23 protein-coding genes and 1 pseudogene are annotated in these 25,049 nt (G+C 64.6%); 14 read left to right on the plus strand and 10 right to left on the minus strand.

Annotated elements, in window-relative coordinates; translation table 11 throughout:
* Nucleotides 1–17: 17 nt before the first annotated feature.
* Nucleotides 18–1,859, minus strand: a complete 1,842-nt coding sequence (locus N2604_RS28400; RefSeq protein WP_260371371.1) for a caspase family protein — start codon at nt 1,857–1,859, stop codon at nt 18–20.
* Between the two features lie 172 nt (nt 1,860–2,031).
* Nucleotides 2,032–3,939 (minus strand): acyl-CoA synthetase, encoded by a 1,908-nt coding sequence (locus N2604_RS28405; protein ID WP_260371372.1) that lies wholly within the window; start codon nt 3,937–3,939, stop codon nt 2,032–2,034.
* 227 nt (nt 3,940–4,166) lie between these two features.
* Between N2604_RS28405 and N2604_RS28410 the strand changes: the two genes are divergently transcribed.
* The 8 genes and pseudogenes from N2604_RS28410 (at nt 4,167) to N2604_RS28445 (ending at nt 11,167) form a co-directional block, all read left to right on the plus strand.
* Nucleotides 4,167–5,237 (plus strand): SecDF P1 head subdomain-containing protein, encoded by a 1,071-nt coding sequence (locus N2604_RS28410; protein WP_260371373.1) that lies wholly within the window; start codon nt 4,167–4,169, stop codon nt 5,235–5,237.
* Nucleotides 5,238–5,471: 234 nt separating this feature from the next.
* Complete coding sequence (locus N2604_RS28415) at nt 5,472–6,278, plus strand: Crp/Fnr family transcriptional regulator (protein ID WP_260371374.1); 807 nt, start codon at nt 5,472–5,474, stop codon at nt 6,276–6,278.
* Nucleotides 6,279–6,410: 132 nt separating this feature from the next.
* Nucleotides 6,411–7,208 carry a glutamate racemase gene (gene murI / locus N2604_RS28420; protein WP_260371375.1) on the plus strand — a complete coding sequence of 266 codons (798 nt, stop codon included), beginning with the start codon at nt 6,411–6,413 and terminating at the stop codon, nt 7,206–7,208.
* A gap of 61 nt (nt 7,209–7,269) precedes the next feature.
* The gene (locus N2604_RS28425) at nt 7,270–8,043 is read left to right on the plus strand and encodes an HpcH/HpaI aldolase/citrate lyase family protein (RefSeq protein WP_260371376.1); all 774 of its coding nucleotides are present in this window, start codon (nt 7,270–7,272) and stop codon (nt 8,041–8,043) included.
* Nucleotides 8,044–8,145: 102 nt separating this feature from the next.
* Nucleotides 8,146–8,231: pseudogene (locus tag N2604_RS28430) on the plus strand (cupin domain-containing protein); the annotation flags it as partial.
* 105 nt (nt 8,232–8,336) lie between these two features.
* The gene (locus N2604_RS28435; RefSeq protein WP_260371377.1) at nt 8,337–9,104 is read left to right on the plus strand and encodes an acyltransferase; all 768 of its coding nucleotides are present in this window, start codon (nt 8,337–8,339) and stop codon (nt 9,102–9,104) included.
* Between the two features lie 289 nt (nt 9,105–9,393).
* Nucleotides 9,394–10,011, plus strand: coding sequence for a 30S ribosomal protein S4 (rpsD, locus tag N2604_RS28440; RefSeq protein WP_260371378.1), 618 nt, complete (start codon nt 9,394–9,396; stop codon nt 10,009–10,011).
* Nucleotides 10,012–10,099: 88 nt separating this feature from the next.
* Nucleotides 10,100–11,167, plus strand: coding sequence for a low specificity L-threonine aldolase (locus N2604_RS28445; protein ID WP_260371379.1), 1,068 nt, complete (start codon nt 10,100–10,102; stop codon nt 11,165–11,167).
* Between the two features lie 112 nt (nt 11,168–11,279).
* Here the strand turns inward: N2604_RS28445 and N2604_RS28450 are convergent, their stop codons facing one another.
* The 4 genes from N2604_RS28450 to grxD are packed head-to-tail and all read right to left on the minus strand — an operon-like array spanning nt 11,280 to nt 14,755.
* The gene (locus N2604_RS28450; protein ID WP_260371380.1) at nt 11,280–12,539 is read right to left on the minus strand and encodes a serine hydrolase; all 1,260 of its coding nucleotides are present in this window, start codon (nt 12,537–12,539) and stop codon (nt 11,280–11,282) included.
* A 1-nt stretch (nt 12,540) separates the two neighbouring features.
* Entirely contained in the window at nt 12,541–13,827 is a 1,287-nt protein-coding gene (locus N2604_RS28455) for a serine hydrolase (RefSeq protein ID WP_260371381.1), read from the minus strand.
* A 46-nt stretch (nt 13,828–13,873) separates the two neighbouring features.
* Complete coding sequence (locus N2604_RS28460) at nt 13,874–14,425, minus strand: O-acetyl-ADP-ribose deacetylase (RefSeq protein WP_260371382.1); 552 nt, start codon at nt 14,423–14,425, stop codon at nt 13,874–13,876.
* A 3-nt stretch (nt 14,426–14,428) separates the two neighbouring features.
* Nucleotides 14,429–14,755 carry a Grx4 family monothiol glutaredoxin gene (gene grxD / locus N2604_RS28465; protein ID WP_018647423.1) on the minus strand — a complete coding sequence of 109 codons (327 nt, stop codon included), beginning with the start codon at nt 14,753–14,755 and terminating at the stop codon, nt 14,429–14,431.
* Between the two features lie 239 nt (nt 14,756–14,994).
* Between grxD and egtB the strand changes: the two genes are divergently transcribed.
* Nucleotides 14,995–16,293, plus strand: a complete 1,299-nt coding sequence (gene egtB / locus N2604_RS28470) for an ergothioneine biosynthesis protein EgtB (protein ID WP_260371383.1) — start codon at nt 14,995–14,997, stop codon at nt 16,291–16,293.
* A 48-nt stretch (nt 16,294–16,341) separates the two neighbouring features.
* Nucleotides 16,342–17,313 carry an L-histidine N(alpha)-methyltransferase gene (gene egtD / locus N2604_RS28475; protein ID WP_260371384.1) on the plus strand — a complete coding sequence of 324 codons (972 nt, stop codon included), beginning with the start codon at nt 16,342–16,344 and terminating at the stop codon, nt 17,311–17,313.
* A gap of 23 nt (nt 17,314–17,336) precedes the next feature.
* On the opposite strand, the gene N2604_RS28480 is transcribed toward egtD, so the two are convergent.
* The gene (locus tag N2604_RS28480) at nt 17,337–18,530 is read right to left on the minus strand and encodes a low temperature requirement protein A (protein WP_260376323.1); all 1,194 of its coding nucleotides are present in this window, start codon (nt 18,528–18,530) and stop codon (nt 17,337–17,339) included.
* A gap of 41 nt (nt 18,531–18,571) precedes the next feature.
* Entirely contained in the window at nt 18,572–18,808 is a 237-nt protein-coding gene (locus N2604_RS28485; protein WP_036012929.1) for a BolA family protein, read from the minus strand.
* Between the two features lie 177 nt (nt 18,809–18,985).
* Here N2604_RS28485 and N2604_RS28490 point away from each other — a divergent pair, with 177 nt between their 5' ends.
* Nucleotides 18,986–19,345, plus strand: a complete 360-nt coding sequence (locus N2604_RS28490; protein WP_260371385.1) for a DUF427 domain-containing protein — start codon at nt 18,986–18,988, stop codon at nt 19,343–19,345.
* A 104-nt stretch (nt 19,346–19,449) separates the two neighbouring features.
* Here the strand turns inward: N2604_RS28490 and N2604_RS28495 are convergent, their stop codons facing one another.
* Nucleotides 19,450–19,623, minus strand: coding sequence for a DUF1328 domain-containing protein (locus tag N2604_RS28495; protein ID WP_007612121.1), 174 nt, complete (start codon nt 19,621–19,623; stop codon nt 19,450–19,452).
* Nucleotides 19,624–19,779: 156 nt separating this feature from the next.
* Here N2604_RS28495 and N2604_RS28500 point away from each other — a divergent pair, with 156 nt between their 5' ends.
* On the plus strand, nt 19,780–20,967 hold the full coding sequence (locus N2604_RS28500; RefSeq protein ID WP_260371386.1) for an acyltransferase: 1,188 nt from the start codon (nt 19,780–19,782) through the stop codon (nt 20,965–20,967).
* An 85-nt stretch (nt 20,968–21,052) separates the two neighbouring features.
* Here the strand turns inward: N2604_RS28500 and purL are convergent, their stop codons facing one another.
* Nucleotides 21,053–23,263 carry a phosphoribosylformylglycinamidine synthase subunit PurL gene (purL, locus tag N2604_RS28505; RefSeq protein ID WP_260371387.1) on the minus strand — a complete coding sequence of 737 codons (2,211 nt, stop codon included), beginning with the start codon at nt 23,261–23,263 and terminating at the stop codon, nt 21,053–21,055.
* Between the two features lie 188 nt (nt 23,264–23,451).
* Here purL and N2604_RS28510 point away from each other — a divergent pair, with 188 nt between their 5' ends.
* On the plus strand, nt 23,452–23,931 hold the full coding sequence (locus N2604_RS28510; RefSeq protein ID WP_260371388.1) for a PaaI family thioesterase: 480 nt from the start codon (nt 23,452–23,454) through the stop codon (nt 23,929–23,931).
* A 76-nt stretch (nt 23,932–24,007) separates the two neighbouring features.
* On the plus strand, nt 24,008–24,973 hold the full coding sequence (locus tag N2604_RS28515) for a DMT family transporter (protein WP_260371389.1): 966 nt from the start codon (nt 24,008–24,010) through the stop codon (nt 24,971–24,973).
* Nucleotides 24,974–25,049: the final 76 nt, after the last annotated feature.

The raw sequence follows: 25,049 nt of genomic DNA on the forward strand, positions 1-25,049 counted from the left end.
GACGAGGTCCGGTCTGGTCAGTTGCAGATCTCGCCGGTAACCTTCATGACTCCGATGCCTGCACTGGCCACCGAACCAAGGCGGCAACCCTTTGCGACCGGTCTGCAGCCGGCTTGATTGCAGATCATCTGACCGGACGCTTGCGACTTTGGGGCCGCAGATTCCGCCTCTTTCCGGTCCTGATCGCGCTTCTTCGGTTCCTCGCGCGTCGCGACCGGCTTCTTCTCTTGCACCTTCTCGCACTCGTTGTCGTCGCCGACGCGATAGCCGGGGCGGCAAGTGATCTTCACGCATTGATCGCCGTCGGCCTTGAAGCCGAAATTGCACACCAGCGGACAGACCCGTCCCGGTTTGGCCTTCAGCGCGTCGAGCGCGTCGATGCTGGCGAGCTTCACGTCGAACTGCGTGCCGGCATATTTGTTGAAGAGCGTCAGCGAACGCTGCGCGGCCGAACTCCACTCGCCCTCCGCCGCCGAGGTCAGGCAGCCGACTCGGCGCAATTCGCTCTGCACGGATTTCGTGAGTTCGGCCGCGGATAAGGTCGTCTTCGGCCCCGGCGAGAGCGCAGCCACTTTCTGGTTCTCGACCTCAGGCATCTGCCGATCGGCAGCCGGCTTGGCGCCCTGCTCCGCCTTCTCGGCGGCCTGCTTGGCCGCCAGCTCGGCCTTGGCCTTCTCCGCTGCCTGTTTCTCGGCCAGCGCTTTCGCGGCCGCCGCCTCGGCGGCCTTGCGCTGCTGCTCGGCCGCGTCCGCCCTGGCCTGTTCGATCTGCTTCTGTTTCTCCGCCGCGATACGCGCCTCCTCGGCCGCCTTGGCCGCAGCAGCCGCCTTCTCCTGCTCGGCTTTCTGGGCGCGCTCGGCGATAAGCCTTGCCTTTTCCTGCTCGGCCGCCTTGGCCTTCTGCTCGGCGGCCACGCGCGTCTCTTCAGCGCCGATCTTGTTCAACTGTCCCTTGGCGAGGCTGGCATAGAAGCCGTCCGGATAGGTCGCCAAAAAGGCTTCCCAGGCATCGCGCGTCGCAAGCTGGAGCGCGAGCTCGTAGTCCCTGCGAACCGCGTCCTGCGGGTTTGCCTGCGGACCGGTTGCGGCCGGCTTCGCCACGAGCGGCACGTCGTCGCCGCCGAGCGAGCCGTAGACGTAAGGCTCCTGCTTGTAGCCGGTAGCCTTGAGCACGTCGTCGCGCACGAAGCCGAACGCCTTGCGCAGATCGAGGCCCGGCTTCGGCAGGTGCTCGACCAGCGCGGTGGCGAACGGACTGTTGCGAGAATCGCCGTCGGATGCGGTCGAGCCGGCCTTCGCGGCGAAGGCAATCATCGTATTCGGGCTGGTCGGCTCGACCTTGGCGAGGCCCCGTCCGATCGCGCGCGAGGCCAGCGTGCGCTTCATCGTCTTCGCAAAGGGGTTATCGCGGCAGGCATCGAGGATGATCAGGCGCAGCTGCTTGGCGGGCTCGACTGCGAACAATGCGCGCTCGACAGGGATGGTTTCGTCGAGAACGTCGCCATCCGTTTCCAGCGTCGCGTCGGTCGGAATCAGATAATTGCTGCCATCGAGCTCGATGCCGTGGCCGGCATAGTAGATCACCGCCATCTCCGCATCACGCGACCTGCCGGCGAACTCGCGCAACATGCGCCGCATCTCGCTCGCACTGAGATCCAGCCTGACGTCGACGGAATCGAATCCCGCCTTCTTGAACATGCCGCCGATCAGCGTGGCATCGTTCACGGGATTGTTGAGCTTGGGCGCGCTCTTGTAGGCGGAATTGCCGATGACGAGCGCGACCCGCCGATCGGCATGTGCCGATCCGCAGGCCAGCAAGGTCGCAAAAATCAATAAACCAAACAGCCGAAACGGAATCACTGCAGCCCCCTCGGATGCAATTTCCTGAGACTATTCGGAGCGTCGATGAAAGCCAAATTTTTCTATGTGAGGTCCATCACAGAAACTCCTCGATCGCGGCTTATGGCTAATGCGGTCAGGCCTCGCCCCGCACGCGCGGCGCGAGCTTGGTCGACCCGACGTGCCATCATACCTATCCCTGCACCACCTCGTGGCGCATCACGAAGGGTGCAAGCAGTGCGTGCACCTCGCTCTCCACCGCTTCGCGCTGGTCCGGCGGCAGGCCCGTCAGCGTCACGGTGGCGATCGAGCCGTGGCTGCCGTGCGGACCGACCTTGACCTTGCAATCGATGCCGCGCTCGACCAGCGGCGCCAGCACTTTGGTGAACACGCGCGCGGCCGCGTCCCAGCGCAGTTGCGGCTTGAACACCTTGCCGACGCCCGTTACCGGCATCGGATCGATTGGGATGACCTGCACCGGAACGGCAGCGCGCTCCGGCGTGCGCTCGCGCACCCAGGCTTCCAGCTCGCCCTGCTCGACCTTTGCGCCGGGCTTCAGCTGCACGTAGCCCACCGGCAGTTCGCCCGCGTAGGCATCGGGCTGGCCGACCACCGCGGCGAAGCCGACGGCGGGATGGCGGAACATGATCTCCTCGATCGGCGCCGGATCGATGTTGTGGCCGCCGCGGATGACGAGATCCTTGGCGCGGCCGGTGATCCACAGATAGCCGTCGGCATCGAGCCGGCCGAGATCGCCGGAATTGACCCAGACCCCGTCGATGAAGGCACCCTTGTTGTGCTCGTCGTTGAGATAGCCGCCGAACACGCCGGGTCCGGCCATGATGACGACACCGATCTCGTCCGGCTTGCAATCGCGGATCAGGCGGCCGTCGGCGTCGAGCTGCACGATGCGCACCCGCGCGTAGGGCATGGGAAGGCCGACCGAGCCGAGCCGGATCGGCCGGCCCGGATAAGCGAGCGTGTGCACGCTCGAGGTCTCGGTCATGCCGTAGACCTCGACCACCGGCAGCTTCAGCTTCTCCTGTATAGCCGAGCCGACGGCGACCGGAATCGCCGAGCCGCCGCCGGCCGCATATTTCAGGCTTGAGATATCCGCGTTCCCCGGCGGCACCGCCAGCGTCGCGGCGAGCACGGTCGGCACGCTCGACAGAGCTTCGGGCTTGAAGCGCTCGACGAGCTGCCAAATGTTCTTCACCGCATTCGGGTTGCGCCAGCCGCTCGGCGACAATACGACCAGCGAGCCCCCGCTCGACAGCGTCGTCAACACCTGTGTCAGCGATCCCCCGACGTGAAACAGCGGCATGCCGAACAGCAGATTTGCGCCGGGCGTCCCCTGCAACAGCAGATTGAGCGCCCAGGCCTGATAGACTTGGTTGGCATGGGTATGCCGCACCAGCTTCGGCGTGCCGGTGGTGCCGCCGGTGTGGAAATAGGCGGCGATGTCGGCACCCGAAATCTGGCGTCCGCTGACGAGCCGGTCTGACGGCTGCTGCTTGATCAGATCGCTGAAGGCGAAGATGCCATTGGCCGGATCGCCGCCGCCGAACACCTGCACGATGGCTTTCAAATGCTTTAGCTGCGGGCGAATCTGCTCGACCTTCTGCCAGATGTCGGTGCCCGGCATCGGCCCGAGCGCCACCAGGATCTTGGTGTTCGCGGCTTCCAGGATTTCGGCGATCTGGTGCGGCTCGAGCAGCGGATTGACGGGATTGGCGATGCCGGCAGCCTCGGCGCCGAACAGAGTGACGAACGCATCCGGCACCAAGGGCAGCATGAAGCTGATGACGTCGCCCTTCTCGGCGCCGAGCGCGTGAAACATGTTGGCGGCCTGGGTGACGCGCGCGACGAAGTCGCGGTGCGTGACGACCAGCGGCGTATCGGCGGGATCCGCATTTTGCAGGAACTGGATCGCCGCCCCGTCGGGATTGCGCTCCGCACCAAGCCTGATCGCGTCGTAGGTGCTCTCGGCCGCGACGCGGTCGGCGTAGGGGACTTGCTCGAACGCCCGGACCTCCTCGTCCGTGAGCAGAGCCGGATAGTCGTTGCCGATCAACCGATCGAGCGCGTGGATGCCCGCCATGAAATTCCGTCCTCCCTCAGATGCTTGTCCCCGCCCCGTATCTTTTGACATTTTGGTTCGGCGAGGGCTCGGCCGATGGCCGGCCGAGCCGGACCAGAATGATGGATGATTTCGCGTTCGTCCATTGCCAACCCGCTATGACGCTTGAACCTCTGCGGCTGGTCTGGGGACCAAGAACTGGCACTGAATTCGCTTGCCAGCGCCCTGCCGCAAGACACGAGGTCATCATGACGACGCCCCTGCGGAACCGGATCATACGGCTGATCGCTGCGTTCGCGATGGTCGCCCTGCCCGGTGTCGCGCTTGCCGACGGCCCGCGCGACAAGGTGCGCGTCAAGGTCGCGGCCTTCATCGCCGACAAGATGGAGAAGCTGGGCGGATCGCGCATCGTCTACAGGGTGGACACCGACGCCTTGCGGGAGGCGGTCGTCACGGACCTGCGCGACGACGCCTACAAGGCCCTACGCGAGGGCCGGATCGCGTTCTCCGGACTTGCGATCCGCGACGGCGGCGTCGACGTGAAGATCGTGGACGCCAAAGGCCGCGAACAGCTCAACCGCAAGCTCGCCGCGGCGGAGGAGGGGTTGCCCACGCACGCGCTCAACGTCACCGACGCCGGCGACGGGCTGCTCAGGCTCGCGCCGACCGATGCCGCATCCGCCGCGCGGCTGCGCGATCTCGTCGAAGATTCCATCGCCATGATCGAGCAGCGCCTCAAGGACGCCGGCGTCAAGTTCGCCAGCGTCCAGCCTGAGGGGACGGACCGCATCCGCATCTTCCTGCCCGGCGTGATGGAGCCGGAGCAAATCACCGCGATCTTCGCCAGGAAGGTCAGGGTCGGCTTCCGCCTGATCGACCTCTCGATGTCCGCGGAGCAGGCGCAATCGGGCACGCCGCCGGCGGGCACGGAAGTCCTGCTCGGCTTCAAGGACCAGCGTCCTTATCTCGTCGCCAAGGACAGTGCGCTCGAGGGCGGCGATATCAACTATGCCGGCCCGGGGTTGACCGGCGAGAGCAAGGAACCGATCGCCTCGTTCCGCTTCAACGGACGCGGCACGCGGCGCTTCGCCCATATCACGGCAGAGAACGTCGGAAAGCCCTTTGCCATCGTGCTCGACGACAAGGTGATCTCCGCTCCGGTGATCCGCGAGCCCATCACCGGCGGCTCCGGCCAGATTTCCGGCAGCTTCACCCTGGAGGAGGCCAACAGCGTCGCCATGCTGCTGCGCGCAGGCTCGCTGCCGGGGCGCCTTGGCCTCGTCGAGCAGCAGGTCGTGCAACCCGCCACCAAGCCGTAAGCGAAGGTCGCCCTCGCCGGCTGTCGCCCAGCCCCGCCCGCGACGCCCAAGCCCGCACGGCTGGCCCGAATCACGGCCGCCCGCGCAACCAACGGGCAATTGCCGAAACGCCCGATCAGGCTAAAATTTGCCCCTTGCGGCACGATGGCCGGAAGCGTCATTCAAGCGGTCGTCATTCGATTTCGGCTATACGGGTGCCGACCAGGACTGAATGCCTTACGTGGGGTTAGTACCATGCCGTCCGGCAGCGCAGACATTTCGTCGATCCTCGACCGCATCCTCGAGGCGGCCACGGACAACCTCAGGATCGCGAAAATCCTGGTCCAGATGGGCCTCGATCCCGACAACGTCACCTACGAGGCGATCTTCAACCGGCTCCTGGAGATCTTCGTCCACAACATCACGTTTGCCAATCTGTTCGCTGCGGTGGGCGCCGGCTTCTTCGTTGCCACGCTCCTGATGCGGACGATGGTCCCCTTGCGCGTCGCCAACATGATCGGCTGCGCGTTCTTCGCCGCTTTCGGCGCGCTCTCGGCCAACGTCGCCACGTTCCTGCTCTATCTGCTGCTGCTTCCGATCAACGCCCTGCGCCTGCGGCAGATGCTCAAGCTGGTCAAGAAGGCGCGGCATGCGGCCGAAGGCGACATGTCGATCGAATGGCTCAAGCCGTTTATGACCGAGCGCAGATACCGCCGCGGCGACATCCTCTTCAAGCTGCGCGATCCGGCGCAGGAGATGTTCCTCACCGTCACCGGCAAGTTCCTGGTCAAGGAGATCAACGTCGAGATCCTGCCCGGAGCGCTGATGGGCGAGCTCGGCTTCCTCACGCCGGACAACCGGCGCACGGGAACGGTCGAATGCATCGAGGACGGCCAGGTGCTGACGATCACCTATGACCGGCTGCTCGAGATCTACTTCCAGGATCCGCAGTTCGGCTATTACTTCCTGGTGTTGACCAGCCAGCGCCTGTTGCAAAACATCGACCGCCTGCAGAAGCAGCTGGCAACCGAGCGCGGGCCCACCACGAACAGGATCGCGTGAGCGCTGCGCGGCCGCTGTGACGCCGGGGCTGACGACGCAGCGCGTCCGGGACACGCCTTCCGGGTCCTTGCGGGGCCGCCGCAAAATCGCCCTAAAAACCGAATGGTAACCATGCTGGGCTAGGGTGGCGACGTGACCAATTCTCCGACGATCCTGGTGTTCGATTCCGGCCTTGGCGGGCTCACGGTGCTGCGTGAGGTCGTGGCCGCGCGCCCGGACGCGCATTATGTCTACGTCGCTGACGACGCCTTCTTCCCCTATGGCCACCACAGCGAGGACGAGATCATCGCCCGCGTCGTGCCGCTGATGGGGGAGCTGATCGGCCGGCATAATCCAGACCTCGTCGTCATCGCCTGCAACACGGCGTCCACCCTGGTCCTGTCTCACTTGCGCGCCGCCTATTCCGTACCCTTCGTCGGCACGGTGCCGGCGATCAAGCCGGCCTGCGCGCAGTCCAAGACCCGCCGCGTCTCGGTGCTCGGCACCAAGGGCACGGTGAAGCGCGAGTACACCAAGGCGCTGATCCGCGATTTCGCGCAAGGATGCGAGGTGACGCTGGTCGGCTCGCCCGAGCTCGCTTCGCTGGCCGAAGCCGAGCTCAGCGGGGCTCCGATCAGCGACGAAGCCATTCTCGCCGAGCTCGCTCCCTGCTTCGTCGGCGACGCCTCGGATGCAACATCGCGCACCGACACCGTGGTGCTCGCCTGCACGCACTACCCGCTTCTGCTCGACCGGATGAAGAAGCTCGCGCCCTGGCCGGTCGACTGGATCGATCCGGCGCCCGCGATCGCGCGCCGCGTCTCCGACCTGCTCGGCCAGGGGATCGGCAGCATCGTGCAGTCCGGCGCCGAGATGATTTTTACATCGAACCGCGTGCATGGTCTCAGCGCCACGCTGACGCCGTTCTTCGGCGGACGCGCGGTGGCCTGAGCTTGCGCCCTAGCGGCGCGCTGCTAGGCTTTGCCGTCGCCATCGTCCCGCAGGTTTTTCCATGTCGGTCCCCGCAAAGCCGCTGAACCGCCTCCGTCAATTGTGGCGCGAGGGCCGCCCCGCCTTCGGTGCGATCGCGACCATCCCGAGCGTGCAGTTGGTGCAGATCATGGCGCGCTCGCTGGACTGGATCATCGTCGATCTCGAGCATGGCCCGATCGGATTGACCGAAGCACACGCGATGATCGCCGCGACCACGGGCACGCCATGCACGCCCCTGGTGCGGATCGCCGCGAACGAGCCGTGGCTTGCGAAGGCGCCGATGGACATCGGTGCTTTCGGCATCAACTTCCCGATGATCACGAGTCGCGCTGACGCCGAGAAAGCAGTGCGCAGCGTGCGCTACCCGCCGCGCGGCGACCGGCTCTGGGGCCCCTTCCACGCGCCGTTCCGCTGGGGCCAGTCGATGCCTGATTACATGGCCTCTGCCGACGACGAGATGATCTGCATGATCACGATCGAGCACGTCGATGCGGTCGATCGCATCGACGAGATCATGGCAACGCCCGGTATCGACGTCGCGGTGATCGGTCCCGGCGATCTCGCCACCTCCATCAACAAGCGCGGCCAGATGGACGATCCGGAATTGCTGGACCTGATCGCACGCGCCGAGGCCGGCATCCTCAAAAGCGGCGTACCGATCGGCGGCGTGGCGCGCAGCGCCGACCAGGCCAACGCGCTGATCGACCGCGGCTACCGCGCGATCGCGCTGGGCTTCGACTGGTCGCTGTTCCAGCGCGGCATCATGTCGGCATTCGACGGTATCAAGCGCTGAATCGCAGATGCCTTGCCCGGACCCGCGACGCTGCTAGGGTCAGCGGCTCCGGGGAGGGAGATCATGCCTAAAAGGACGTTGCTCGCCGTTGCCTTTTGCCGGGCCAAGGCTCACGGCGACAAGCCCATGAAAGTGCTTGGGATTTACGTCGTCGACAAGACCAGCCGCTGGCCTCGCCGGCACCCTGATGCGGCGAACCGACCGGCCCCAAGCGGGTTGGTTCATGCTAGAGCGAGCGGGCGGGCCCCGGCTCGCTGCACATATTTTGATCTTTGATTTGGAACCGGAGGCCTATGCGCGGGACGCCCAAGACCATTTCGCTGCGGCGCCGTCTGATCTGCGACCTCATGCACGCCTCGATGGGCGTACCTTTCGTTTCACTGGCCCGTTCGCTCAATATCCGCCCCCTGCTGGAGGCCCGCGCAGACGCAACCGCGCCCGCCGGCTGGGCCGCGATGTTCGTCAAGGCTTTCGCCCTGGTTGCAAAGGACGAGCCGATCCTGCGCACGGTTTACACCAAATGGCCCTGGCCGGCCCTCTATGAGCTGCCGAAGAGCGTGGCGACGGTCGCGATTGCGCGGGTCGATGATGGCGAGGAATGCGTTCTGCCGCAGCGAATCGCCGCTCCCGAGGCCCTTTCGCTGGCAGCCGTCGATGCGGAAATCCGACGCGGCAAGACGGCCCCGATCGAGGACGTCCCGATGTTCCGCAAGATCATGCGGGCCACGCGCCTGCCGCTGCCATTGCGGCGACTGTCCTGGGCCGTCGGTCTGAATTTCGGCCGTCAGCGCGGCAACTGGTTCGGCAGCTTCGCCGTGAGCTCGGTGGCTGCCTATGGCGGCGGCGAGCTCCACCCGATCACGCCGGGCCCCTTTGTCGTGAGCTACGGGCTGGTCGAGCCGGATCAGACCATCCACGTCGTGATCCGCTGGGATCACCGGGTCACCGACGCCGCCCCGATCGCGAGGGTCCTGACCCGGCTGGAACAGGTCCTGAACACTGAAATTGCTGCCGAATTGCGGGCGGCGGGGTCAAAGCCGGTCCGGGCGGTCAGGACGTAGAACGTCGTTCCGGGGCGGCTCGGAAGAGCCGAACCCGGAACCTCGAGATTCCGGGTCCGATGCTGCGCATCGCCCCGGAATGACGGGCTAAAGAGACAGGCTAAAGAATTGACAGCCAACCCCAAACTCCCCTAAAAGCCGCCTGCTCGCGGGCCGGTTTCGGCCCGCGAAGCGTTTCGCGACCCGTGGTCCTCTCCCTTAAGCTTTGGGGATCGGACCTGTCGGTGCCGGGACCATCCCGTCACACAGGAGGGCGCGTTTCCTCAAACCATGACCTGAAGAGGACGCGATGACTAAGCGCAGTGAGGCGAAGTACAAGATCGATCGCCGTATGGGCCAGAACATCTGGGGCCGCCCGAAGAGCCCCGTGAACCGCCGGGAATACGGCCCCGGCCAGCATGGCCAGCGCCGCAAGGGCAAGCTCTCCGACTTCGGCGTGCAGCTGCGCGCCAAGCAGAAGTTGAAGGGCTATTACGCCAACATCAGCGAGCGCCAGTTCCACGGCATCTATGTCGAGGCCAGCCGCCTCAAGGGTGACACCGGCGAGAACCTGATCGGCCTCCTGGAGCGTCGTCTCGACGCGGTCGTGTACCGCGCCAAGTTCGTCTCCACGATCTTCGCCGCACGCCAGTTCATCAACCACGGCCACGTCAAGGTGAACGGCCGCAAGGTCAACATCTCGAGCTATCAGCTCAAGGTCGGCGACGTGGTCGAGGTCAAGGAAAGCTCCAAGCAGCTCGCCCACGTCCTCGAGGCCAGCCAGCTGCCCGAGCGCGAGGTCCCGGACTATCTCGAAGTCGACCACGGCAAGATGACCGCGAAGTACACCCGCGTCCCCGGCCTCTCCGACGTGCCGTTCCCGGTGCAGATGGAGCCGCATCTGGTCGTCGAATTCTATTCGCGCTAAGATCTGAAAGATCGAAAGGCCCCGGTTCGCCGGGGCCTTTTTGCTTAAGAGCCACACTTCAGTGGCCGCATTGCTTAGGAGCCGTTGCATGCTCTACACCCCTCTCCCCATCGATCCCAAGGCGCCGCCGGTACGCATCAATCTGCTCTCGGACACGCAGACCAAGCCGACGGCAGGGATGCGCGAGGCGATGGCGCGAGCGGAGGTCGGTGACGAGCAGGTCGGCGACGATCCGACCGTGAACGCGCTATGCGAGCGCGTGGCCGATCTGCTCGGCAAGGAAGCGGCGGTCTACATGCCCTCGGGGACGATGTGCAACGTCACCGCGACGCTGGTGCATTGCCGTCCCGGCGACGAAATCCTCGCCCATGAAACCGCGCATATCATCGCACGCGAAGGCGGCGCGCATGCCGCGATCGGCGGCTTCCAGGTCACCCAGCTCAAGGGCCCCGATGGCCAGTTCACGCCGGAAACTCTTCGCAAGGCGCTGCATCCGCGCACGCGCTACCAGCCGCCGCAGACCGTCGTCAGCGTCGAGCAGACCGCCAATATCGGGGGCGGCACGATCTGGAAGAAGGCGGTGCTCGACGAGATCGTCGCGATCGCCAGGCAACACGGTCTCGTCACCCATATGGACGGCGCGCGCCTGCTCAACGCCACGGTTGCGAGCGGCATCTCGGCACGCGACATGACCGCGGGCTGGGACTCGGCCTGGATCGACTTCTCCAAGGGCCTGGGCGCGCCGATCGGTGGCGTGCTCGCAGGCTCGCGCGCCTTCATCGACGCGGTCTGGCAGTGGAAGCAGCGGCTCGGCGGCTCGATGCGGCAGGCCGGAATCTGCGCCGCCGCCTGCATCTACGCGCTCGATCATCACGTCGAGCGCCTGGCCGACGACCACGCCAATGCGCGCGCGCTCGCCCGCGGATTGTCGCAGATCTCAGGCATCGAGGTGCAGGAGCCCGAAACCAATCTCGTGTTCTTCAAGCCCGACGGCGCCGGCATTCCCGGCGACAAGATGGTGGCCGCACTGCGCCAACGCGGCGTGACGCTCGCGATGATGGATGGCCGCATCCGCGCCTGCACGCATCTGGACGTCGATGCGAGCCAGATCGAGGAGACGATCGGGTACGTGCGCGAGATCGTGCGCGGAGCGTAGGACTCGGGTCCCGTAGCCCGGATGGAGCGCGCAGCGCAATCCGGGATCTATTCGCGCGGTAAGAAAGTCCCGGATTGCGCTGCGCTCCATCCGGGCTACGAAGGCGACCGCTTCACCGCCCCATCGCCTGATAGATCAGCGTCTTCAGCGCGAGCTGTATCCGGCCGCGCTGCGACGGGGCCTGCACCATGAAGATTCCGAACAGGTCGTCTTCAGGATCGATGAAGAAGAAGGTGCCGCCGACGCCGTCCCAGCGATATTCGCCAACCGGCCACTTCGTGCCCGGCGGCACCGCGGTACGTACGGCAAAGCCCAAGCCGTAGCCGCTGGTCTCACCCGGATAGTAGTTCTTGTCGCGCTCGACGCGGGTTTCGGGACCGATATGATCCGACGCCATCAAGGCGATGGTTTCCGGCTTCAGGTAGCGTCGACCTTCAAGCGTGCCGCCATTGAGCAGCATTTGTGAGAAGCGCGCATAGTCGCCGACCGTGCCGACGAGGCCGCCGCCGCCCGACTCCCATCGCAGCGGCTTCCTGATATCGCGAACCTGCGTCGTCGGGCTGATCGCGCGATCCTGCGGCATCGGCTCGGCGATACGCGGCCATTTGGCGGGATCGGCGACGTAAAACGCCGTATCCTTCATCCCGAGTGGGTCGAGCAGCCGCTTCTTCGCGAACTCGAACAGCGATGTCCCCGAGATCACCTCGATGATGCGCCCGAGCACGTCGGTGGAGTGGCCGTAATCCCAGATCGTGCCGGGCTGTTCGGCGAGCGGCAGCGCGGTGATCTTCGCGACGAGTTCGGCATTGGTCGAATTCCTGTCGAACAGTCCGGCGTCGGCATAGAGCTTGTTCACCAGGTCCCCGCCATAATAGCCGTAAGGGATCCCTGCGGTATGCCGCATCAAATCCTCGATCGTCACCGGACGGTTGAGCGGCTCCAGCTCCAGCGAGACCTTGTTGTCCTCGGCCTTCTTCTCGACGCCGACCTTCATGCCGGCAAAGGCCGGAATGTATTTCGAGACGGGATCGCTGATCGCAAGCTTACCCTCCTCGACCAGCATCATCGCCAGGACTGAGGTGATCGGCTTGGACATCGAATAGAGGCGGAAGATCGTATCCGTGCTCATCGAAAGTTCGGTCGCGAGGTCGCGGACGCCGAAATTCTCGCAGTAGACCGGCTTGCCGTGTTGCTGGAGCAGCAGAATCGCCCCGGGAAATTTGCCGGCCGCGATCTCGTTCCTGATGTAGTCGGAGACTTTTGCCAGGCCTTCGGGCGTGAAGCTGTGCGCGCGGCCCTCTGAGCCCGCCCGCGCACCTACGGTGCCGAACAAAAGGACGAGCGCCGCAAACAGCGCGCGGCGCCCGTTCATGTCAGTTCTCCATGGCTTCATAGACCAGCTGCTTCAATGTCCGCTGCACGCGCTGGCGCTCGCTCGGGGTCTGCTCCAGCAGCACGAAGAACATGTCCTGCTTGGGGTCGATCACGAAATAGCAGCCGGAGGCACCGTCCCACTTGAGTTCGCCGAGGTTGCCGGGCGGCGGCGGCTTGGCGTTGCCGGGATCGGTACGGACCGCCAGCCCGAGACCGAAGCCAAAACCGTCGCCGGGGAAGTAGAAATAATCGCGCTCGACGCCGGAGCCCGGGCCGACCTGATCGGTCGCCATCAGCTTGAACGTCTCGGGCTTGAGGATGGTCTTGCCGTCGAGACTGCCGCCATTGAGCAGCATCTGCGAAAAGCGCTTGTAGTCCGCCATGGTCGTGACCATGCCGCCGCTGGCGAACTGGATTTTCTTGACGACCGTCGGATCATTGATGCGGCCGACGCGGAAATCGGAATCGTTCGGCACCGGCTGGGCCAGAAGCTTCTGCTTCTCAGGGTCCGTGACCAAAAAGCCGGTATCGACCATGCCGAGAGGATCGAGCAGCTTCTCGCGCATGATGTCGATCAGCGGCTTGCCGGCAGCGACCTCCATCACACGGGCCAGCACGTCGGTGGAGTGGCCGTATTGCCAGAGCGCGCCCGGCTGGTTGTGCAACGGCAGCTTGGCGATGCGTTCGGCGAACTCGGCCAGATCGAAATCGCCGGCATAGATGTTGGCCTCGCGATAGGCCTTGCGGACCAGGCTGTCGCCGTAGAAGCCGTAGGTGATGCCCGAGGTGTGCGTCATCAGATCGTGCACGGTCATCGCGCGCTTCGGCGGCACCAGCTCGAGCGACTTCGTGCCGTCCTCGGCCTTCTTCTCGACGCCGACTTTCACATTGGCGAAGGACGGAATATATTTCGAGACGGGATCGTCCAGCTTGATCTTGCCGTCCTCGACCAATTGCATCGCGACCACCGCGGTGATCGCCTTGGTCATCGAGAACAGGCGGAAGATGGTCTTGTCGGTGATCGGGGCCTTGCTGACCACGTCCTGCACGCCGAAGACTTCGTGATAGACCGGCTTGCCATGCTGCTGGATCAGCACGTTTGCACCGGCGATCTTGCCGGTCGCGACCTCGTTCTTGAAGAACTCGGTGATCCTGCCGAGCTTCTCCTGATTGAAATGCGCGCCGGCTGGAATCTCGTAGGTGCCCTCGGCGCGCGCCAGCGACATCGCGGCAAGCGACACCAGTGCGCCGCAGGCGATCACACGCAGCCCAGATCGTGAAATCATATCCCCTCCCCGGAACATGGCGCGTCGGAGTGTACTGACCGCGTCATCAGGCACAAGGGCTGCCGTACCGCGCCAAGACGTCCGAATGGAGTGCGGCGCTTGCCTCCGAGAAACAACAAAATATGACGTGAGCCACCAGCGGTGCAGCCGGCAGGGCTTCGATGGCGGCATCGACCGCGATCTTCGCCGCCTGGTCGGCAGGGAAACGATATACGCCGGTCGAGATGGCGGAGAACGCCAGCGAAGTCAGCCCATTGGCCTGGGAGAGCTCCAGCGCACGGCAGTAACAGGAACGAAGCGCCGCCGCCTCACCGCGGCTGCCGCCGTGCCAAACCGGACCGACGGCATGGATGACGTATCGGGCGGGCAGACGATAGCCCTTCGTGATCTTGGCATCGCCGGTCGGGCATCCCCCGAGCGTCTGGCATTCAGCGAGAAGCTCGGGACCAGCGGCGTCATGGATCGCACCATCCACGCCGCCCCCGCCAAGAAGCGACGTGTTCGCGGCGTTGACGATGGCGTCAACGCTCAGTGTAGTGATATCGGCGACGACAACCTCGAGCTCCGCACCGCCAATCCGGCGCGTCAGCACGGTCACGTGTCAGGCCGCGACGACGACGCCCTTCTCGGAGAAGAGCTGCTGCAATTCGCCGGCCTGGAACATCTCGCGGACGATGTCGCAGCCGCCGATGAACTCGCCCTTCACGTAGAGCTGCGGAATGGTCGGCCAGTTCGAATATTCCTTGATGCCGTTGCGCAGCTCGGCGGATTCGAGAACGTTGAGGCCCTTATAGCCGACACCGATATGGTCGAGGATCTGGACGACCTGGCCGGAGAAACCGCACTGCGGAAATTGCGGCGTCCCCTTCATGAACAGAACCACGTCGTTCGACTTCACTTCATTGTCGATGAATTCCGCGATGCTCATATCCGTGTCCTTCTGGGGCAGAGCCCTCACCAATTGCTTCGGGCCGGCTCAGCCGATTTAACCCGATACCTGCACATATATGTAGCCCAAACCGTTGTGCATCCAAAGCAAAATGGCGGCGACGGGTCCCCGGCAGCCGGTTTGACCCCAGCCGGGTCCATAGGCTGATGACATCAATATCATCGCAGCAGAGGACTTTCATACCGTAACGGAGCCCCTATCTAGGACGAACCCTGTTCATGGAACCGGGTCACGCGAACAACGTTCTCTTGTCCTGTCTGGAGAAAAACGTGACGAAACAAGCCTCAGCCACGGCCGCCTCCCAGCTTTCGTCACCGTCCTCCCGCCAGGACGACCTCGCCCAGCGGCTGGAAGCGGCGTTTCTCACCATCCGCAACGAGACCGAACGCCGGGCCGCGCCGCTATCACCCGAGGACCAGCAGATCCAGTCCATGCCCGATGCCAGCCCGACCAAATGGCACCGGGCCCATACCACCTGGTTCTGGGAGCAATTCCTGCTCGGCGAGCATGCTGCGGGCTACCGGCCCTTCCACCCCGATTTCGCGTTCCTGTTCAACTCCTATTACGTCAGCGCAGGCCCGCGGCATGCCCGCAATCATCGCGGCGACATCACCCGCCCCAGCGCCGACGAGGTCGGCGCCTATCGCAAATACGTCGATGCGGCCGTCAGCAAATTCTTCCGCGAGGCCGGCGCGGACAAGCTCCGCACAATCGCGCCGCTGGTGGAGGTCGGGCTCAATCACGAGCAGCAGCATCAGGAATTGATGTTCACCGACATCCTGCATGCCTTTGCGCAGAACCCGATCTACCCGGCCTATGATCCGGACTGGCGCTTCCCGGCCGCGACGCGCGGCGGCGATGACTGGCTGCCCCTCACCGAAGGCATCCACACCGTCGGCCATGTCGACGACGGCTTTCATTTCGACAACGAGAAGCCGGCGCACCGCGCCCTGGTCGGTCCGGTCAGGATCGCCCGCAATCTGGTCACCAATGCCGAGTGGCTCGCCTTCATGCAGGATGGCGGCTATCGGACCGCAACTCTGTGGCTGATGGACGGCTTTGCCGCGGCCAGTAAGGAAGACTGGCAGGCCCCCGGCTACTGGCGCGAGGTCGACGGCGCATGGCAGGTGATGACGCTGGCCGGCCTCAAGCCGATCGATCCGGACGCACCGGTCTGCCATGTCAGCTATTACGAGGCGGATGCGTTCGCGCGCTGGTCCGGCAAACACCTGCCGACCGAGATGGAATGGGAGGTCGCGGCCCGCACCGGCCAGCTCAACGACGCCTTCGGCATCGTCTGGCAATGGACCCGCAGCGCGTACGCGCCCTACCCCGGCTATCGCGCCGTCGAGGGCGCGCTCGGCGAGTACAACGGCAAGTTCATGGTCAACCAGCTGGTGCTGCGCGGCTCCTCGCTTGCAACTCCGGCGGACCACAGCCGTATCACCTATCGTAACTTCTTCTATCCGCACCACCGCTGGCAGTTCACCGGACTGCGGCTTGCCGACTACGACTGAAAATTCCGACGACAGATGCGCGCCGGACAGCGCGTTCAGGAGAGTATCATGAATGTGCACGCCAGCGCTTTGGCCCAAGCCCATCTTCCCGACGAGCAGACCACCGCCTTCGCCCGCGAGGCCATCGAGGACCTCTCGCAGCAGCCGAAAAAGCTGTCGCCGAAATATTTCTACGACGCGACCGGATCGGAGCTGTTCGAGGCGATCACGAAGCTGCCGGAATATTATCCGACGCGCACCGAGCTATCGATCCTGAAGGAGCGCGGCAGCGAGATCGCAAGAATCATCCCCGAGCACGCCGCGCTGGTCGAGTTCGGCGCCGGCGCGACCACCAAGGTCCGCCTGCTGCTCCATCATTGCAAATTCGCAGCCTATGTCCCCGTCGACATCTCCGGCGACTTCCTGAAGGCACAGGCAAACGGCCTCAAGCGGGATTTCCCCTCGCTCGGCATCTATCCGGTGGCCGCCGATTTCACCACGCCCTTCGAGTTGCCCAAGCCGGTCGCATCGATGCCGAAGGTCGGCTTCTTCCCCGGCTCGACCATCGGCAATTTCGAGCCGCAGGAAGCGCAGGCCTTCCTGAGAAGCGCGCGCAAGATCCTCGGCAAAGGCGCGCAGATGATCATCGGCGCCGACCTCGAGAAGGACGAGCGGATCCTCTTTGATGCCTATAACGATGCCGCGGGCGTCACCGCGCGCTTCAACCTCAATGTGCTGGTCCGCATCAACCGCGAGCTCGGCGGCAATTTCGACCTGTCCGCCTTCACCCATCGCGCGATCTACAATCGCGAGCGGCACCGCATCGAGATGCATTTGATCAGCAAGAAGAGCCAGACCGTGCGCCTGCTCGGCACCAGCTTCTCGTTCCGCCCGGGCGAGAGCATCCACACCGAGAACAGCTACAAATACAGCATCGAGCGCTTTGCCGCGCTAGCCCAGGGCGCGGGCTGGCGCGTGCGCGAGAGCTGGACGGATGCGGCGAAGATGTTCTCGGTGCACGCGCTGGAGGTCGCGGAGTGAGCGCTCCGACGCATCCTTCCAGGTCAATGCTCCTCAGCCTCTTCCGGCGCCGACCCCAGCGACACCGACTCCCACACCGCCACCACGATCAAGATGGCGCTCGTCGCCATTGACAGCCACAGCGGCGACAGTTCCGACGCGAACCACCACAGCACCAATAGCAGGACGATGCCGATGCCGTGCGAAAGCTGGAGGAAGCCGCGGATCGAGTGCTTGAACAGGATGGTGCCAACCAAAAACACCAGCGGGCCGCCGATCGTGCTCAAAACCGTACGGATGTCGGAATGGCCGGTCGGATGCTTCAGCACCAATTCGTCCGACACCGCCGTCAGAATGATGCCGGCAACGATCGGCAGGTGCAGATAGGTGTAGGCGAGCCGCGCCAGACGGCCGGATTCGGTGGACTTCGAGATCCACGCGGCCCCGGCTTCCGCGCCCTTGTGGAAATAGACCCACCACATCGCGATGGCGCCGACCAGCGCCGAGACGAAGGCCAGGATGTTGGCCGCGGTCCATTCCAGCTCGGCGAAGGTCGCGCCGTTGACGACGACGGCCTCGCCGAGCGCAATGATGACGAAGAGAGCGCAGCGCTCGGCCATGTGGCCGCCCTCGACGGCCCAGGCCTCGACAGAGGAGAAGCCGAGCCTGGGGATCCAGAAGCGGGCCGCGGGCGAGATGTATTCGATCGTCAGGGCGGCGATCCAGAACCACAGCCGGGCCTCGTCATGGGCGAAGCCGCCGAGGATCCAGAAGATGGCGGAGACGGAGAGCCAGACCAGGATGCGGATCGCGTTGTGCCGCACCAGGGTCCGGTGCGGCGGCGTTGCGAGCAGCCAGAACGCGGTACGTCCGACCTGCATGGCGGCGTAGGCAAGGGCGAACCACAAGCCACGCCCCTCGAAGGCGGTCGGGATCGTGGTCGACAGCACGAGGCCGCCCAGCATCATCGAGAACAGCAGCAGGCGGACCGGCGTCAGCTCGGGATTGAGCCAGTTGGTGACCCAGGCGGTGTAGACCCAGACCCACCACACCGCGAGAAACAGCACCGCGACGTGCACCGCGCCGAGCGGCGTGAAATGGTGCAGCAGCGTGTGCGAGACCTGGGTGACGGCAAAGACGAAGACGAGGTCGAAGAACAGCTCGGCATTGGTGACGCGGCTGTGCTGGTTCGGCGTGATGACGCGGAACATCGCGCCGCGCGGATTGTCCGCAGCCATCATCGTCCCTCGTGGCGCTGGTCAGGTCAGGTGCAGCTTCGTCAGTTACCTGGTACGCCGGTCTGCAGTGCCAGCGCGTGCAGCACGCCCCCCATCTGGCCGCGCAGGGACTGGTAGACGATCTGGTGCTGCTGGACGCGCGACTTGCCGCGGAAGGATTCCGAGATCACGGTCGCGGCATAGTGGTCGCCGTCGCCGGCGAGGTCACGGATGGTCACCTCGGCATCGGGGATCGCTGCCTTGATCATCGCCTCGATATCGTGGGCGTCCATGGGCATTCGGGTCTTGCTCCTGTCTCATCATCGATTCGCTGCCGGGGTCCCCTCGCCGGCAAGGCCAAACTTAGCGTGAACGGCCTTCTACGTCACGCTTTCCCGCACTATATCCCTGATCCCATCAGGACAAAGGCACGACAAGTGCCGCGCGCGGCAGATTGATCGAAAGGGCGTGAAATCATGAAGCTTCCAGGGCCCGACCACCCGATCACCATCACCCCAAACCCGAGGCGCGTCCGCGTCACGGCGGGCGACATTGTGATCGCCGAGACCAGCAAGGCGCTGACTTTGAAGGAGGCCAGATATCCGGCGGTGCAATATGTGCCGCGGGAGGACACCAACATGGCCCTCTTGGAGCGTACCGACCGTGTCACCCATTGCCCCTACAAGGGGGACGCGAACTATTACAGCGTCAAGGCCGACGGCAAGACGCTCGACAACGCGATCTGGACCTACGAGACGCCCTTCCCCGCGATGACGGAGATCTCAGGCCATCTGGCGTTCTATCCGGACAAGGTGAAGATCGAGGAGGTGGGGTAGCTCTCGATGTTGTCATTCCGGGGCGGTCCGCAGGACCGAACCCGGAATCTCGAGATTCCGGGTCTGGTGCTGGCGCACCATCCCGGAATGACGAATGGAATCAGCTACGCCCTGAAGATCGTGAGCCCCAATATCAGCAGCACCAGGAAGATCACGACGAAGACGTAGAACAGGAAGCGGGCGATGTCGGCGGAGGCGGCCGAGATGCCGGTAAAGCCGAGCACGCCGGCCACGATCGAGACAAGCAGGAAGATCAGCGCCCATTTGAGGATCGTCATCACCAGCTCCGAACTGCCGCGTCTCACGGCCTTCGCCGTTTTCGGCGGACGCTAACTTCGCTGCGCGGAACTGGTTCCTAAAGGGGAGTCCAGGCCCTTGCTGAATCGAGTTCCCGGCGGCACATTCCAGCCGGAATCAGGATCGGGGCGGCCACGATGACGATGTCACATTCAGCGACGATCGGCGCAGAGGTGCATGCCGCGCCGCAGAGCAAGGTGCGCAATTTGGCGATTGATCGCGCCCGCACCTTCCTCACTTTGGTGGTGCTGCTGCATCACGCGGTGATCCCCTATACTTATTTCGGTCATACCGATCCGAAATATTTCTTCGGCTTCGACATGATCGTGCTCGCCACCGACAGTTTTTTCATGGCGATGTTCTTCTTCCTGTCGGGACTGTTCGCCTGGTCTGGCATCGCCCGGAAGGGAGCGCGGAGCTATTTGGCAGATCGCCTGCTTCGGCTTGGCTTACCCTTCGCGATCTGTGCCCTTACGGTCATTCCGCTCGCCTACTATGCGATCTCCCTGCGGGAGCATCCCGAGATCGGCTTTTCGGAATTCTGGTGGAATATGGTCACGAAGGGCCCGTGGCCGAGCGGGCCGATCTGGTTCCTTTGGGTCTTGTTCGCCTTCGACCTGGTTGCCTGCCTGCTGCACCGGCTGTCGCCCAATCTGCTCGATCCGATCAATCGCCTCTCGCTACATGGTCGCCGTCGGCCCGCCGTGTTCTTCGCGGTGATGCTGGCCGTCACCGCTGCCTTCTACATTCCCGGGCGGGTTCACTTCGGAGCAAGCAATTGGTTCGAGTTCGGGCCGTTCTCGGTCCAGCACGGGCGCGTGATGCTCTACGCGACCTACTTCTTTTTCGGTGCCGGCATCGGCGTTGCGCAAATGGATCGCGGGCTGCTCGCTGTCGACGGCCGCATGGCAAAGGTCAGCTGGGACTGGATGGTACTGGCGATCGTTCCGTATTGCCTGTTGTGGGGGCTGATCTTCATCAAGCGCGAAATACTGGGCAACCCGTCGCATTTACCGGATTGGTATGAAGCGCTCTATGCCATCTGCTTCACTGTCTTCAGCGTGGCCATCATGTTTCTGATCCTGGCCTTTTTCCAGAGATTCAAGCAATCAGGCTCAGCCAGGCTGCTCGATCCAATGCAGGGCGACGCGTTCGGCATGTTCCTGGTGCACTATCCAATCGCACTGTGGCTGCAATACTGGCTGTTCGACTATGACCTGCCGGCGATCGTCAAGGCCACGATCGGGTTTGTACTGACTGTCGCGGCGAGCTGGGCGCTGACGCGCGCGTTGCGGCAGATCCCGGGCGCGTCGAAGGTGTTGTGAGGCCAGGCCTCTAGTCACTGTGATGATAGCGGGCCCGGATTACGCTTACGCTCCATCCGGGCTACGGGACTGAGTTCGCGACGCCTTACGCCGCCTTGCCGCCCATATATTCCGGCAGCCAGCGCTCGAACGATTTGCGCAAGCTGTCGATCGTAACCGCCGCCTCGCCGGCGATCGCGATCGCATCGCCGCCGGTGGTGCCGATCCGCACGCAGGGCACCTCGCAGCCGCGCATCTTGGCGAGCACGCGGCCGGCTTCGGTTTCCGGCACGGTGACGAGATAGCGCGCCTGGTCCTCGCCGAACCAATAGGCCTGCGGCACCAGCGCGGTCGGCGCCGCCAGCAGCTTGGCGCCGATGCCGCCCGCCATCGCCATCTCGGCCAGCGCGATCAGGAGGCCGCCATCGGAGAGATCGTGCACCGCAGTCGCGGTGCCCGCATGGATCATGCCGCGCACGACGTCGCCGTTGCGCTTCTCGGCGGCAAGATCGACCGGCGGCGGTGCGCCCTCCTCGCGGCCACAGATGTCGCGCAAATAGACGGACTGGCCGAGCCAGCCATGGGTCTCGCCGATCAGGAGGATCGCCTCGCCCTCGGCCTTGAAGGCAAGTGACGCCGACTTGGTGAAATCGTCGAGCAGGCCGACGCCGCCGATCGAGGGCGTGGGCAGGATCGCGCGGCCGTTGGTCTCGTTGTAGAGCGAGACGTTGCCCGACACGACCGGGAAGTCGAGCGTGCGGCAGGCTTCCGAGATGCCCTTCAGGCAGCCGACGAACTGGCCCATGATCTCGGGACGCTCAGGGTTGCCGAAGTTGAGATTGTCGGTGATCGCGAGCGGCTTGCCGCCGACCGCGGTGATGTTGCGCCAGGCTTCGGCGACGGCCTGCTTGCCACCCTCGAACGGGTCGGCCTCGCAATAGCGCGGCGTGACGTCGACGGTGAGCGCAAGGCCCTTCGGGCCGTCCTGCACGCGCACCACGGCCGCATCGCCGCCGGGACGTTGCATGGTGTTGCCGAGGATGACGTGGTCGTACTGCTCCCAGACCCAGCGCTTGGAGCACATGTCCGGCGTGCTGATCAGCTTCTCCAGCGCAGCCCCAAGGCCCATCGGCGCCGGCACGTCGCGGGCATGCACGACCGGCAGCGCGGCCGAGGGGACGTGGGGGCGGTCATAGACCGGCGCCTCGTCGCCGAGTTCCTTGATCGGCAAATCGGCCATGACGTCTCCGCCATGCTTGACCACGAAGCGCTTGCTCGGCGTGGTGTAGCCGACCACGGCGAAGTCGAGGCCCCACTTCCGGAAGATCGCCTCGGCTTCCTTCTCCTTCTCGGGCTTGAGCACCATGAGCATGCGCTCCTGGCTCTCCGAGAGCATCATCTCGTAGGCGCTCATGCCGGTCTCGCGGGTCGGCACCGCATCGAGGTCGAGGTCGACGCCGAGGTCGCCCTTGGCGCCCATCTCCACCGCCGAGCAGGTCAGGCCCGCCGCGCCCATGTCCTGGATCGCGATGACGCAGCCCTTCTCCATGATCTCGAGGCAGGCTTCGAGCAGCAGCTTCTCGGCGAAGGGATCGCCGACCTGCACGGTCGGGCGCTTCTCCTCGGACTTGTCGTCGAACTCGGCCGAGGCCATCGAAGCGCCGTGGATGCCGTCGCGGCCGGTCTTGGAGCCCAAATAGACGATCGGCATGTTCACGCCGGAGGCCGCCGCATAGAAGATCTTGTCGGCGTCGGCGAGGCCCACCGCCATGGCATTGACGAGGATGTTGCCGTCGTAGCGGGTGTGGAAGCGCACCTGCCCGCCCACCGTCGGCACGCCGAAGGAATTGCCGTAGCCGCCGACGCCCGCAACGACGCCGGAGACGAGATGCCGCGTCTTCGGGTGCTCGGGTGCGCCGAAGCTGAGCGCATTGAGGCAGGCGATCGGACGCGCGCCCATGGTGAAGACGTCGCGCAGGATGCCGCCGACGCCGGTGGTTGCGCCCTGATACGGCTCGATATAGCTCGGATGGTTGTGGCTCTCCATCTTGAAGACCACGGCCTGGCCGTCGCCGATATCGATCACACCGGCATTCTCGCCGGGGCCCTGGATCACCCAGGGCGCCTTGGTCGGCAGGCCGCGCAGATGGATGCGCGAGGATTTGTACGAGCAATGCTCGTTCCACATCGCCGAAAAGATGCCGAGCTCGGTGAAGGTCGGCTCCCGCCCGATCAGCTTCAGGATGCGCTCGTACTCGTCGGGCTTGAGCCCGTGGGCGGCAACCAGTTCGGGGGTGATCTTGGGTTCATTCTTCATGGATTCGAGGCTTTCGGCGGCGGTTTGGCCGTTCTTAGGAACATCGGACGGCTTCGAAAAGCCCTTTATGGCGCATTTTCCCGCTGTCCCACGTTTTGCGCCCGGGGGCTCCCGCGGGAACGGGGAATTGCACGGCGCGGTCGGATCGGATTTAAGGTCTAAAGACCCGCTATTGAAGGCCTATTTCCTTGCACGAATTGACCAAAGCGCCCCCGCCGCGCCGCCCCGAGCTCCATGTCGCCACCGAGGGCGAATTTGTGGGCTGGCGGACCTGGATTCGCGACAGTTTTGAGTCCCATGTCGGCCCCTTCTGGCACCGGATCGAGGCGGACGGCAGCGTCCGCAGCGCCTTCCGGGTCGAGAAGAAGCACCTCAACGGCTCCGGGAACGTCCACGGCGGCTGCTACATGGCCTTCGCCGATTATTCCCTGTTTGCGATCGCCACCCATGTCCTGGACAGCCGGGCGGTGACGACCAATTTCGCCTGCGAATTCCTCGACGCGGCACGCGAGGGCGAGCTGATCGAATGCACCGGCGAGGTCACCCGCGCCGGCGGTTCGCTGATCTTCCTGCGCGGCAAGATGATGTCGGGCGAGCGCCTGCTGCTCACCTTTTCCGGAACGATCAAGCGGATGAAGCGGAAGGCACTCCCGCAGCCAGACGCATAGCTCGACGCCTTCCCTTTTCGCGCGCCCTCGCCCAGACTTCCCGGCAAGCGCTGTTGGCGCCGGGGAGCAGAACAAGGTGCCGCAGAGCACATCCGAGGCGGGCCGCGCGACGGCGGCCGCATCAACGCCGTTGCCGTCCATGGCCGCCAAAGGTGCGCACAGCTGGCGCGATTACGCGCTGCTCCTTGCGCTCGCCTGCTGCTGGAGCTCGACCTATCCGCTGGCCAAGCTGGCGCTCCCCACCATCCCGCCCATCACCTTCATCTCGGCACGCTCACTGATCGCCGCCGCCTTCCCGTTCGCGATCCTGTGGATGCGCGGCACCAGGATCCCGACCGAGGCGAAAGCCTGGAAGCTGTTCGCGACCCAGCAATTGATCAACTCGACCTTCCCGTTCCTGATCATCACCTGGTCGCAGCAATATGTGCCGGCCTCGAACACGGTGGTGCTGGCCTCGACCACGCCGATCTTCGCCTTCCTGATCACCTCGCTGATCACGCGGCACGAGCCGGCGACGCTGCTCAAGCTCACCGGCGCGATCCTCGGCCTTGGCGGTACCGTCGCCATCGTCGGCCTCGATGTGCTGCGCGGCTTCGGCAGTGAGATTGTGGCGGAGATCGCGATCCTGCTCGCCACCATCTCATTTGCCTGCGCAACGATCTTCGGCCTCCGCCTGTCCGAATACGACCCGATGGTGGTGGCAGCGGGCTCGCTGCTGTTCGGCGGCCTCGTGCTGCTGCCGCCCGCGCTGCTGATCGACCAGCCGTGGACGCTGCAGCCCACGCCGACGGCGCTCGTGGCCACCATCGTCATGGGCATTGTGTCGAGCGCATTAGGCCTGATGCTGTTCTACGTTTGCCTCGGCCGGCTCGGCACGCTGACCACCAACGCGCAAGGCTATCTGCGCATGCCGATCGGCGTCGGCTTGTCCGTGCTGCTGCTCGGCGAGAGCGTGCCGTCGAACCTCGCGCTGGGGTTGTTGCTGGTCATGGCGGGGGTTGCGGCGATGACGCTGCCGGCGGAGAAGTTGAAGCTACGGTAGGCAGAACGAAATTTGGTTGAATGGATGCGAGCCGAGCGCTCGGTCCACCTCTCCCGCTCGCGGGAGAGGGAGTCGA

It is taken from the genome of Bradyrhizobium sp. CB1015, assembly GCF_025200925.1.
Taxonomy (GTDB): domain Bacteria; phylum Pseudomonadota; class Alphaproteobacteria; order Rhizobiales; family Xanthobacteraceae; genus Bradyrhizobium.

Excerpts from the sequence above, each read along its gene's own strand:
- N2604_RS28405 (WP_260371372.1), bottom strand. The coding sequence starts at position 3,939 with ATGGCGGGCATCCACGCGCTCGATCGGTTGATCGGCAACGACTATCCG.
- N2604_RS28410 (WP_260371373.1), top strand. The coding sequence starts at position 4,167 with ATGACGACGCCCCTGCGGAACCGGATCATACGGCTGATCGCTGCGTTC.
- N2604_RS28415 (WP_260371374.1), top strand. The coding sequence starts at position 5,472 with ATGCCGTCCGGCAGCGCAGACATTTCGTCGATCCTCGACCGCATCCTC.
- N2604_RS28425 (WP_260371376.1), top strand. The coding sequence starts at position 7,270 with ATGTCGGTCCCCGCAAAGCCGCTGAACCGCCTCCGTCAATTGTGGCGC.
- N2604_RS28435 (WP_260371377.1), top strand. The coding sequence starts at position 8,337 with ATGCGCGGGACGCCCAAGACCATTTCGCTGCGGCGCCGTCTGATCTGC.
- rpsD (WP_260371378.1), top strand. The coding sequence starts at position 9,394 with ATGACTAAGCGCAGTGAGGCGAAGTACAAGATCGATCGCCGTATGGGC.
- N2604_RS28445 (WP_260371379.1), top strand. The coding sequence starts at position 10,100 with ATGCTCTACACCCCTCTCCCCATCGATCCCAAGGCGCCGCCGGTACGC.
- N2604_RS28450 (WP_260371380.1), bottom strand. The coding sequence starts at position 12,539 with ATGAACGGGCGCCGCGCGCTGTTTGCGGCGCTCGTCCTTTTGTTCGGC.
- N2604_RS28455 (WP_260371381.1), bottom strand. The coding sequence starts at position 13,827 with ATGATTTCACGATCTGGGCTGCGTGTGATCGCCTGCGGCGCACTGGTG.
- grxD (WP_018647423.1), bottom strand. The coding sequence starts at position 14,755 with ATGAGCATCGCGGAATTCATCGACAATGAAGTGAAGTCGAACGACGTG.
- egtB (WP_260371383.1), top strand. The coding sequence starts at position 14,995 with ATGGAACCGGGTCACGCGAACAACGTTCTCTTGTCCTGTCTGGAGAAA.
- egtD (WP_260371384.1), top strand. The coding sequence starts at position 16,342 with ATGAATGTGCACGCCAGCGCTTTGGCCCAAGCCCATCTTCCCGACGAG.
- N2604_RS28480 (WP_260376323.1), bottom strand. The coding sequence starts at position 18,530 with ATGGCTGCGGACAATCCGCGCGGCGCGATGTTCCGCGTCATCACGCCG.
- N2604_RS28485 (WP_036012929.1), bottom strand. The coding sequence starts at position 18,808 with ATGCCCATGGACGCCCACGATATCGAGGCGATGATCAAGGCAGCGATC.
- N2604_RS28490 (WP_260371385.1), top strand. The coding sequence starts at position 18,986 with ATGAAGCTTCCAGGGCCCGACCACCCGATCACCATCACCCCAAACCCG.
- N2604_RS28495 (WP_007612121.1), bottom strand. The coding sequence starts at position 19,623 with ATGACGATCCTCAAATGGGCGCTGATCTTCCTGCTTGTCTCGATCGTG.
- N2604_RS28500 (WP_260371386.1), top strand. The coding sequence starts at position 19,780 with ATGACGATGTCACATTCAGCGACGATCGGCGCAGAGGTGCATGCCGCG.
- purL (WP_260371387.1), bottom strand. The coding sequence starts at position 23,263 with ATGAAGAATGAACCCAAGATCACCCCCGAACTGGTTGCCGCCCACGGG.